Origin of the sequence: Streptomyces swartbergensis (assembly GCF_002148965.1) — a bacterium.
GTDB lineage: Bacteria > Actinomycetota > Actinomycetes > Streptomycetales > Streptomycetaceae > Streptomyces > Streptomyces swartbergensis.
The window spans coordinates 1-6,369 of sequence record NZ_NGFN01000437.1; the positions used below are offsets into that span (position 1 = coordinate 1).

Annotated in this window: 5 protein-coding genes; 3 read left to right on the forward strand and 2 right to left on the reverse strand. The window is 72.9% G+C overall.

What is annotated here, in order from left to right; translation table 11 throughout:
* Positions 1–925 (forward strand): aldehyde dehydrogenase family protein (locus CA983_RS39180; RefSeq protein ID WP_143645701.1); only part of this gene is annotated, 925 nt, incomplete at its 5' end.
* Between the two features lies 1 nt (position 926).
* Positions 927–1,910: a D-2-hydroxyacid dehydrogenase gene (locus tag CA983_RS39185; RefSeq protein WP_086605469.1), complete on the forward strand. Its 984-nt coding sequence runs from the start codon at positions 927–929 to the stop codon at positions 1,908–1,910.
* A gap of 52 nt (positions 1,911–1,962) precedes the next feature.
* Here CA983_RS39185 and CA983_RS39190 read toward each other — a convergent pair whose 3' ends face one another.
* Entirely contained in the window at positions 1,963–3,717 is a 1,755-nt protein-coding gene (locus tag CA983_RS39190) for an ABC transporter permease subunit (RefSeq protein ID WP_086605470.1), read from the reverse strand.
* Between the two features lie 3 nt (positions 3,718–3,720).
* The gene (locus tag CA983_RS39195) at positions 3,721–5,244 is read right to left on the reverse strand and encodes an ABC transporter substrate-binding protein (protein WP_086605471.1); all 1,524 of its coding nucleotides are present in this window, start codon (positions 5,242–5,244) and stop codon (positions 3,721–3,723) included.
* Between the two features lie 224 nt (positions 5,245–5,468).
* Between CA983_RS39195 and CA983_RS39200 the strand changes: the two genes are divergently transcribed.
* On the forward strand, positions 5,469–6,369 hold a 901-nt coding region (locus CA983_RS39200), incomplete at its 3' end, for an oxygenase MpaB family protein (RefSeq protein ID WP_086605472.1).

Below are 6,369 nucleotides of genomic sequence, written 5' to 3' on the forward strand. Positions count from 1 at the left end.
CCTCAAGCCCGCACCCCAGACCCCCCTGACCAGCCTCGCCCTCGCCGCGATCCTGAAGGAAGCCGGTCTGCCCGACGGCGTCCTCAACATCGTCGTCACCACCGACGCCGCCGGAGTCGTCGAGCCCCTGCTGCGCGGCGGGCAGATCCGCAAACTCTCCTTCACCGGCTCCACCCAGGTCGGCCGGATCCTGCTGGCCCAGTGTGCCGACACCGTCATCCGCACCTCCATGGAGCTGGGCGGCAACGCCCCCCTCATCGTCTTCGACGACGCCGACCTCGACGTGGCCGTCGAAGGCACGATGGTCGCCAAGATGCGCAACATGGGCGAGTCCTGCTGCGCCGCCAACCGCATCTACGTCCACACCTCCGTCGCCGAGGAGTTCGCCACCCGCCTCGCCGCCCGCATGGCGGCCCTGAAGGTCGGGCCCGGCACCGAACCCGGCACCGACGTCGGCCCCCTCATCGACATCGCCGGCCGAGCCAAGGCCCACGACGTCGTCCGCGACGCGGTCAAGCGCGGCGCCACGATCCTCACCGGCGGCGAACTCCCCGAAGGGCCCGGCTGCTTCTACCCGCCCACCGTGCTCACCGGCGTCTCCGCCGACTCCGCCATCATCGACACCGAGGTCTTCGGCCCCGTCGCCGCCCTCCTCACCTTCGACGACGAGGACGAGGCCGTCACCGCCGCCAACGACACCGAATTCGGCCTCGCCGCCTACCTGTTCACCCAGAACCTCGACCGCGCCCTGCGCATCAGCGAACGCCTCGAAAGCGGCATGATCGGCCTCAACACCGGACTCGTCTCCAACCCGGCCGCACCCTTCGGCGGCGTCAAGCAGTCCGGCCTGGGCCGCGAAGGCGGACGCGTCGGCATCGAGGAGTTCCTGGAGTACAAGTACATCGCAGTCCCCGTCGGAGCCTGACATGCCCGACCGACTCGTCGTCCTCTACCGGGGCAACCGGCCACCCGCCACCGGGCTCATCGAACGCCTCGCGGACACCGTCTACGCCACCGAGGAGGAACTGCCCTACCTCCTCCCCGGCGCCGACGCCCTCCTGGCCTGGGTCACCATCACCCCGGCCATTCGCGAGGCCTGGCCCGACAACCCCGAGAAGGTACCTCGCTGGGTGCACGCTTCCTCCGCCGGCGTGGACTCCCTTCTCTTCCCCGCCCTGGTGGAGGATCCGGGCGTCGTTCTCACCAACGCCCGCGGCGTCTACGACCAGCCGACCGCCGAGTACGTCCTCGGCCTGATCCTCGCCCTCGCCAAGGACTTCCCCGGCACCTGGGAGCACCAGCGGCGTCGCGAGTGGCGTCCGCGACCCAGTGACGGCATCACCGGACGCACGGTGCTGGTCTGGGGCACGGGGCCCATCGGCCGGGCCATCGCCCGGCTGCTGCGGGCCGTCGGGATGCGGGTCTGCGGCGCCGGCCGCAAGGCCCGCACGGACGACCCCGACTTCGGCACGGTCCACGGTGCGACGACCTTGCCCGCCGCCCTGACGGAGGCGGACTACGTCGTCCTGGCCGCGCCCCTGACCGAGGACACCCGGGGCATGGTCGACGCCTCCGTGCTGGCGGCCATGAAGCCGGGGGCCCGGCTGATCAACGTCGGCCGGGGCGGACTCGTCGACGAGGAGGCGCTCATCGACCACCTCGCCGCCGGCCGGCTCGCCGGCGCCGCCCTGGACGTCTTCGGCCAGGAGCCGCTGCCGGCCCGGTCGCCGCTGTGGGACATGCCCGGCGTGATGATCTCCCCGCACACGGCGGGGGAGACCACCAGTGAGCGGGAGGCGCTCGTCGAGGTGTTCCTCGACAACCTCACCCGTCATATCGAGGGCCGCCCCCTGCGCAACGTCGTGGACAAGCGGCGGGGCTACGTGGTCGACGAGACGCGCCCCGCCTGAAAGGCGAGCAGCAGGCGCCCCGGCCCGTGGACTCCACCGGCCGGGGCGCCTGCTACTCGCCTTTCTCGCGTCCCAGCGCGCTGCCCGTCACCGCCAGCACGGAGAGCACCACCAGCGCGGCGGCCGGCCCGAGCACCGTCCAGGGGGCGAGTTCGGCGTAGGGCTGGTTCTCCGACAGGAGCCGGCCCCACTCGGGGGTGGGCGGCTGTTCGCCCAGGCCGAGGAAGCCGAGCGAGGCCAGTACCAGGACGGCGGTCGGCAGCCGCAGCAGGGCGTTGCGGAGAAGGGCCGGCAGCACCGCGGGGAGCAGATGCCGGCGCAGCAGGTGCAGCCGTCCCGCACCGAGCGCGACGGACGCGGCGATGTGACCGCTCGCGCGTTCCTGTTCGAGCAGCGCGGCGGTCTGCGCGGCGTACGGGCTCCAGCCGACCACGCAGACCGCGCACGCCGCGCCCCACACCGACGGCCCGGTCACGCCAGCGATGAGCAGTCCGGAGAGGACCGCGGGCAGGGTCGACACGACCTCCGTCGGACCGGCGCTCGCCCGCGGTGCCATGCCCAGCAGGAGACCGGTGACGGCGCTGACCACCGTCACGGCGAGGGCGACACCGGCCGTGCGCAGTGCCCCGTGGCCCAGCCGGGCCAGCAGATCCCGGCCCAGCGCGTCCGTGCCCAGGGGGTGTTCGAGGGACGGGGCCACCAGCCGTGCCGCCGTGTCGACCTGCAAGGGGTCGCGCAGGAGGCCCGCCGTGACGAGGGCGATCAGGACCACCGAACAGGCCGCGGTGATCCAGCGCAGCGAGCGCGGCGGGACGAGCGGGGGCCGGTGCAAGGTCGGCAGGGCACCGTCGCGCAGGGGGCGGCCGAGGAGCGCGTGGCGCAGGGCCCGGATCAGGACGCCGGCGCCCACGCCGAGCAGGACCAGCGCCAGGGTCGCGGTCTGGAGCACGGGGAGGTCCTGCGCGACGGCGGCCTCCAGGGCGAGCCGGCCGAGCCCCGGGATGTTGAAGATCTTCTCCACCGCGACCGCACCGCCGACCAGGGCCACGACGGTCGGCAGCAACTGCGGCAGCATGCCGGGCAGGGTGCGGCGCAGCGCGTTGCGGGCGATGCTGCCGGGCGGGAGCCCGACGGCGTACGCCGTGCGCGCCCACGGTTCGTGGAAGGCGGCGGGCAGCGCCTGGTCGAGCAGCCCGCCGAGCATCGCGCCCGACGGGATGCCGAGGGCGAGCGAGGGCAGCACCATCGACTGCGGCCCCTCCCAGCCGCTGGACGGGAACCACCTCCACCAGACCCCGCACACGGTCGCCAGCACCGAGGCGAGCAGGAACTTCGGCAGGGCGGCCAGCATGGCGGCCGTGGTGCCCGTTCGGTCCTGCCGCAGCCGTCGCCGGGAGCCGAGGAACACGGTGCGGGCACACACCAGCGCGGTCACCAGGGCGGTCACCACGAGCGCGCCCAGCATCAGCGTCAGCGAGACCGACAGGGCGGCCCCCACCTGCGGCATGACCGGCTCACCGGAGACCCACGAGACGCCCGCGTCCCCGCGCGGCAGGCCGCCCAGCCAGTGGGCGAGATGCGCGAGCGGCCCCTCGTCCAGCCCCAACTGCTCCCGTACGGCGGCCAGTTCCGCGGCTGTCGGGTTCTGGTCGGCGGAGCGGGCCCGCAGCACCGTGCGTGCCGGGTCCGCGCCGGTCAGCCACGGCAACAGGGCCACCGCGCCGAGCAGCGCGGCTCCGGCGAGCACACGGCCGGCCGCCGCCGGCCAGAGGGACAGTCGGGCGGCGGGGGCGTGGGCGACGCTCATGCGCTACCCGACGTGCGTGTCGACGTCGACGAGAGAGCGCTCGCGCGGGTCGAGGATCACGCCCTCGACACCGGTGGCGATGCCCTGCACCGCCTGCTCGTGCACCAGCGGGACGACGGCGTCGGTGCGTAGGATCTCCGCCTCCGCCCGCATGATCTTCTCCTGGCGGCGCTCGGTGTCGCGCTCCGCGGCGGCGGCCCGGATGGCCTTGTCCACCGCGCCGTCCTTCAGCCCGGGGATGTTGTAGACGCCCTCGCTGGTGAAGTCGCTGGCGAGGTAGTCGACCGCGTCACCGGTGTCGAGGAGCGTCACCCGGGAGAAGACGAGGGCGTCGTACTTCCCGGCGAGGAGGTCGGCCTCCATCTGCKTGTACTCGCGCACGTCCTGCTTCACGGTGAACCCGGCCTTCTCCAGCTGCTGCTGGAGCACGGTCGCGGCCTCGGGAAGTTCGGCCCGGTTGGTGTAGGTGGCCAGCCGCAGCGTCCTGCCCTTGGTCCCGGCCTTCACCTGGGCGACGGTGTCGGCCTTGGCGCGGCCGGTCACGTCCACCCGCTTGTCGGCGGCCCACGGCACGGCGGGCCCGAACAGGCCCTGCGCGGGGTCGGCGTACCCGCCGAAGACGGAGTCGACCAGCGCGGAACCGTCGACGGCCTCCCGGGCGGCAGCGCGCAGACCGGCGTCGGTGAACAGGCCGCTGCCGGTGTTCAGGATCAGGCTGTCGGTGCGCACGGAGGGCACCTCGTGCCGCGTGTCCTTGTCGAGCAACTTCGCCTGGGCGGTGGGGATCCACTCGGCGATGTCGGCCTCGCCGCCGCGCAGCGCATTGGCGCGGGCCGTGCCGTCCGCGATCCAGCTCACGTCGATGCCGGGCGCCTTGGCCTTGCCGCCCCAGTAGCCGTCGAAGCGGTCGAGTGCCGCCTTGGTCTTGCCGCTGAGCCGGGTGATCTCGAACGGGCCGGTGCCGGTGCCGACCGGGCTGACGGCGCCGTCGTTGCCGTACGCCTTCGCCGACAGGATCGCCAGCGCGGGGCTGGCCAGCCGCAGCGGCAGCACGGGGTCGGGTGTCTTGGTGGTGAGAGTGACGGTGTCGGCGTCCTCGGCCTTGGCGGTGAGGGCCACGTCGCTCAGCACGCGGGGCTTGGGCTTGGCGGCACTCGCGTGGTCGAGCGCGTTGACGACGGACTGGGCGGTGAGCTCGGTGCCGTCCTGGAACTCGGCCTTGCGCAGCTCGAAGGTCCAGGTGGTGTCGTCGTCCTGCTTCCAGGACTTCGCCAGCGCGGGCTTGGCCGTGCCGTTCCGGTCGAGGGCGGTGAGGCCCTCGGCGACGGACAGCTTGCTCAGCACGGTGGCGTCGTTGCTGTACGGGGACAGCGCCTGCACCGGCGGCACGGCCAGCGCGACCCGCAGCCGACCGCCCGATCCCGCTCCGGCCCCCGTGTCGTCGCCGCTGTCGCTCGGCGCGAAGCAGCCGGACAGCAGAGGGGGGAGAACGAGCGCCGCTATGAGAGCGCGGGAGGTGGTGCGCATGTCAGTCCTGTCGTGCGGAGGTGGGGCATGCCGCAGCGGCCCCGTGCGGAGCTTGATCGGCGGCGTCAGCATATAAGGAGAGCCTTACCAAAGCTGGGGCCGGGTGGGTTAAATCTCAACAATCGGACGGCAGGGGGTGAACGGCAGGACGAGGCGATGAACCCGGCGGCATCGACCGATTGTTCGAACTGTGTCATCGTGGGCGCCGGGCGGAGGTGAGTCGCATGACCGGCGCGGACCCCGGGCTGTTCGGACCCGGTTCGGTGACCTGGCAGACGCACGGCGACCCCATGATGTGGATCGCCGGTATCCGAGCGCTCTACCTCCAGGCCCTGCATCCCCGCGCGGTACGCGGCGTCATGCAGAACTCCGACTTCCGGCGTGACGCCTGGGGGCGCCTGATGCGCACCGCGAACTTCGTCGGCACGACGACGTACGGCACCACCGAGGCCGCCGAGCGGGCGGGCGCCCGAGTCCGGAAGATCCACAGCATGCTGACGGCGACCGACCCGGACACCGGCGAGCGCTACGGCGTCGACGAACCCGGTCTCCTTCTCTGGGTGCACTGCGCCGAGATCGACTCCTACCTGGACGTCCTGCGCAGGTCCGGGTTCCGGCTCACCGACGCCGAGGCCGACCGCTACATCGCCGAACACCGCGAGAGCGCACGCCTGGTGGGCCTCGACCCCGGCACCGTACCCGGCGACAGGGCCGGGCTGGCGGCGTACTTCGAGAAGGTGCGTCCCGAACTGGCCGCGGGGCCCGAGGCGCGCGAGGTGGACGACTTCCTGCTCCGTCCGCCGACGCATCCCCTTCTCGTACCGTTGCGCGAGGTGCTGTGGCGGCGCGTGGCACAACTGGCGTACGCCTCCCTGCCTCCGTACGCCCACGAGTTGTACGGCAGACCCGCCCCCGCACCCGCCACCGTCACCCGGCAACTGCGTCTCACCGGCCTCCTGCTGCGCCGCGTTCCCGCACGTGTGCGGTGGCAACTCCCGCCCAAACACATCCTGCGCGCCATGGCGAGGCTCGGCCCGGACGCGCGTCCCGCACCGTACAAACTCGGACGACAGCCCGCCATACTGGGTGAGCAAGGGGAGGGGCGGGCGAACAGCTACCGGGGGG

Coding starts and splice junctions, on each gene's coding strand:
- CA983_RS39190 (WP_086605470.1), bottom strand. CDS start 3,717: ATGAGCGTCGCCCACGCCCCCGCCGCCCGACTGTCCCTCTGGCCGGCG.
- CA983_RS39185 (WP_086605469.1), top strand. CDS start 927: ATGCCCGACCGACTCGTCGTCCTCTACCGGGGCAACCGGCCACCCGCC.